This is a genomic window from Helicobacter baculiformis, assembly GCF_900197685.1.
Taxonomy (GTDB): Bacteria; Campylobacterota; Campylobacteria; order Campylobacterales; family Helicobacteraceae; genus Helicobacter; species Helicobacter baculiformis.
The window spans coordinates 1-4,265 of sequence record NZ_FZMF01000051.1 but is presented as its reverse complement, the minus strand read 5'-3'; the positions used below and the strand labels follow the sequence as shown (position 1 = coordinate 4,265).

3 protein-coding genes are annotated in these 4,265 nt (G+C 42.0%); all 3 read left to right on the top strand.

The window, feature by feature from the left end:
* Positions 1-164 precede the first annotated feature (164 nt).
* The 3 genes from crdR (at position 165) to C6G87_RS07130 (ending at position 4,263) form a co-directional block, all read left to right on the top strand.
* Positions 165-806: a copper response regulator transcription factor CrdR gene (gene crdR / locus C6G87_RS07140; protein WP_104752829.1), complete on the top strand. Its 642-nt coding sequence runs from the start codon at positions 165-167 to the stop codon at positions 804-806.
* Positions 803-1,984: a sensor histidine kinase gene (locus tag C6G87_RS07135; RefSeq protein WP_104752828.1), complete on the top strand. Its 1,182-nt coding sequence runs from the start codon at positions 803-805 to the stop codon at positions 1,982-1,984. Before crdR ends, C6G87_RS07135 begins: the two co-directional genes overlap by 4 nt.
* A gap of 590 nt (positions 1,985-2,574) precedes the next feature.
* Positions 2,575-4,263, top strand: coding sequence for an outer membrane beta-barrel protein (locus tag C6G87_RS07130; RefSeq protein ID WP_104752827.1), 1,689 nt, complete (start codon positions 2,575-2,577; stop codon positions 4,261-4,263).
* The last annotated feature ends 2 nt before the right edge of the window (positions 4,264-4,265 follow it).

Below are 4,265 nucleotides of genomic sequence, written 5' to 3'. Positions count from 1 at the left end.
TTAGGGGGAGGGTGTCGAGAGAAGCCAAAAGGGCTTTCATTCAGCTTATTAAAATTTAAAGATTTGGTAGGCATGATCTACTACAATCTTAAGCTATAGGGTGTTCTCAACATGGGGTTAATCTTTGCAACCTTTCTATTCCACAACCTCCGCACAAGTATCTCATGACTAGACAGCTTTTTTTACTTGAAGACGATGTGCTCTTACATAGTCTTATTAAAGATTTCTTGGAACAGGCTGGTTATGGAGTAGTGGGGGCTTACGACACTCCAAGTGCGTTGGAGATCTTAGCCCAAAAGTCTTTTGACCTCTTAGTGCTGGATGTACAGTTACCCGGAAGTGCGAATTTTGAAGTCTTGCAAGTGGTGCGTGAGTTAAAGATTCAAACCCCTGTAGTAGTGATTAGTGTATTTAGCGATATTGTTTCCTTGAGAAAGGCGTTTAGTATCGGTGCAAGCGATTATCTCAAAAAACCCTTTGATTTGGAAGAATTGCAAGTACGCATTGAGAGGCTTTTAGTAGCACAAAAGATCGTTATCAATACGCATGCGTATTATGACAACGGAGTACTATGTGTGGAGGGAGAGCGTTTTTTTCTCACTTCAAGAGAAAGACAATTATTAGAGTTTTTTCTGCAACACCCTCGCCAAGTACTCAGTAGTGAGCAGATCATTGCCAATGTGTGGGCATATGAAAGCGGGCTAGATGATTCCACGCTGCGTACCTACATTAAGAATTTGCGCAAAATTTTAGGCAAGCAGAGTATCCAAAATATCAAGGGATTAGGGTATTCTTTTTGTCCATGAAACTCAACGCATATCAACGGCAGTCGCTACGGCGCTTTTTAGGGCTATACTTGGGCTCTTCTTTTTTATTAATGGGTGTGATCGCACTCTTGTTTTTTATTTATGAAAAGAACGCACTTTTGCAAAGTATCCAACAGCATATGCAATTGCAGGCTAACAACCTAGCTCAAGATATCGTACTTGAGCATATGGAAGCCACACCCAACCCCTTTGAACGCCTTGCTCTCAAACATAACACTTTGGCCTTCGTGTTATTAGACGCACACAACAAAGTCCTGTACAAACATGAGTTCTTAGGAGGAAGTAGTTTTGTGTTTTTTGGTAAAACAGGAAATCTTCCTCTGTTTTTAGAAAAAGATGACGGGTTTTATCTAGTAGATAACAAAACTTTCGGGCACCTAGGGGTGATCACACTCATTTTACAACACCCGAGACCTCCTCATCTTTTTGCCCCTCTGTGGCGCTCTATTTTAGTTGTTTTGCTAGGAGCATGCGTGTGCGTGGGTCTGATAGCATATTGGCTGGCTAGATTGTTTTTAAAGCCCATTAATGATGAAGTTGTACGCTTGGATCGCTTTAGTAAGGACATCGCCCACGAGCTCAACACCCCTATTGCTGCGTTATTAATGAGCGCTAAAAGTTTGGCTCGCCATACTCCTCAAGCCTTAGGGATTCTAGTGAGCGCACGGCGTATTTTCTACCTGCACCACCAATTAGCCTATCTTTTTATGCAGGATTTGCGTCATGATGAGCCTAGCTTGTTGGATTTGCAAACCCTAGTAAGCCAGCAAATTAGTGCTTTTAGCGATATGGCTCGTTTTTATCAAATCCAACTCACCCATAACTTGCAACCCAAAATTTTTAAAGCTCTAGAAGAAGACATGGTTACTTTAGTGAGCAATCTTTTGGTGAACGCTATTAAGTACACCCCTCCTAAGGGCTCGATACATGTGCACTTGCAAGATGATCTTAGCATTAGCAACACGGGGCAAGCTTTGAGTCCCCAAAGCATAGAATACCTCAGTATGCGCTACACGCGTGGCGCGCATGCACAAAAAGGCTATGGAATTGGTTTAGATTTGGTCAAAAACATTTGCATGCGATACAAACTTAACTTAGAAATTAGCACTCAGGGAAATTGCAATATCTTCAGCGTAATCTTTCCAATAGATGCTTGATAGAAATGCTTAATGGTCCTTTTTTTCTTTAAATTTGCATTCATAACACGGGTTTTTGGCATTAACGATCTTTTTACGAGTGTCTCACCTATGACAACATCGGGCGCTATCTTTTCAAGCTTTGCAAAGCGGATGTGAAGAGGAAGAAGGGGGGGTGATGCCTAAACTCCCCAAAGTGCATATGGGTAGCTTCTTTTTAGAATTTTGGCTTTTGGAATTGTTAGATATAGTCGCCCAGTTAGAATGGCAGAGTCGGGGTTTTTAGATGTTTTGCCCACTCACGCCGTAAGTTCCCTTAGCTTTTAGCTATGGAGAGTATGTCAATTTGCGGATTTAGTTCCTGTGCTGAGATTAATCTCAGTTAGTCCACCCCTTTTTAGACATAGTGGGCAGGTGGTTTTAGCTATTATGTAGGAAATAGTTACTTTTTAACACACTCAGCATAATTTTGGATTTGCAAGCAAAAGAAACTTTTAGAAGCTTTTAAGGCTTACCTGCCCGTGCTACGCGTTACTGCTACTAAATAACACATCTTATTTTTCCTATAGTCTTCTGAAAAAAATTAAAAAAATTTGTGCTATAAGGGCGGCATGAAAAAGTTACTTTATTTCCTGATGTTGGCAGGGTTTAATGAGTGTTTGGCAGATCCTAGAAGCGGTTTCTTTATAGAAGCGGGGTTCATGACGGGCATGCTAAAAAGTAGTGAGATGTTGACTAGAAGGCAGGATGTAACATTTATTAGCACTGCACAGCTTGAAGCGCATGCTGGGACTATGTTTAATGCTAAGGACGAAGTGATTAAAAATCCTAAGAGAGACTTTAGCACTCTATCCCCCGTTAAAGTTTCCTTGAATGGCAAGAATCTCACTCTGCAAAATTTCTTGCCCTATACGCTCCACAATGTGGATCTTTACACTAAGATCGATGGCAAGGAAGTTAAGGTTGGCATGTTGGAATCTTTACCCGCACACATAGAAACAACCCTCCCTGTCGGTCTTTTGCCAAAAATGGCTAGGGTGGAAAATAATTCGCATGCTGCGTTCTCTATCAAAGATTCCCCACAATCTGATCCCATCACTCATAGAGTTTTGGATGCGCTTGAACGCATCAAGGTCAATCTTACAGGGACTTTTGTGGATTGGTCTGATGGAAAGGAAACAAGCAACTGGCAACCTCCTACCCCTAAACTAGCGGGTGAATATGTTAGCTTACTTTTAAACCTCACTTCCATGCTCAGTTCAAAGGAATTTGAAGAGGCTATTTTGAACGCCCCTTTTGATTTCTCAGATAGGACATCTCCTAAACAAGATGGTAGACTTGATTCTAAGGATGAAAAAGCCCTTGCCTCTAAAATCGATCCCTCTGTGATAGTGAATACCTTCCGTAAGGCGGCACACCTTGACCTTGGGGTGATCAATGAAAAGAACTATGCTCTCTATGGTTTGGGTGGAGGTAGCGCATTCGGCTTACAACCATGGATGATAGACTCCTCACGGGCTAGAATGTGGAAAACCTATGATACTCTAACAAAAGAACATGAACATCAACCCTTAGACACCATTATGCACGAATTTGCGCACACTAAGGGATATGGACATGACGGCAATATGACCTATACCAATGCTCATGATGATCACTACACCATCAATGGCAAGACAGAGGATGCTGGCTTTGTCAGAGTTGCCGAAAAGGTTTGGGCACAATTAGGGCATGAGAAAAGATTGCCCGTTGATTATGCAGAGATTCCTATCTCACAGACAATCAGTCCTGTCTCTTACGCGAGCTTGATGCAAGGTCTCTCTAGCACTTTGAATCACCAAAGCACAAATGCCATTGTGGGCTTTAATGTCAAGAGCGGCTATCAGCAGTATTTTAACCCTTACTTTGGTTTAGCCTGTTACGCACTCTTCAAATACGGCTACACACAAACAAAGGGCTATGCTAAATCTGTGAAGCAAATAGGTGCTGGCGTTGGTGCAGAGATGTTGGTGAATTTTTTTGCAACGGACAAGGCAAGCATGGGGGTTTTTGTGGGAGCTAGGGGGCTGTGGAATCGCTACAATCTATTGCGAACCTTTAGAGATAGCGGTAATGTGAATGCAGTTTCAGGCTTTAATTATGCCTATGGGCGTTCTAAGTATAGCGTTGGTGTCTCTGTGCCTTTGCTCCAAAGAAGCTTAAGAGTCCATGTCAATACCCAAGACTATGTGGGTCAAGTGGTGATTCAAGAAGGCAGTAGCCATTTTAATGTGTTTTTTAATTATGGGTTGGTTTTGTAGCT

What these genes read in the sequence shown, in the direction of transcription:
- crdR (WP_104752829.1), top strand. Translation starts at nt 165, where the DNA reads ATGACTAGACAGCTTTTTTTACTTGAAGACGATGTGCTCTTACATAGT.
- C6G87_RS07130 (WP_104752827.1), top strand. Translation starts at nt 2,575, where the DNA reads ATGAAAAAGTTACTTTATTTCCTGATGTTGGCAGGGTTTAATGAGTGT.
- C6G87_RS07135 (WP_104752828.1), top strand. Translation starts at nt 803, where the DNA reads ATGAAACTCAACGCATATCAACGGCAGTCGCTACGGCGCTTTTTAGGG.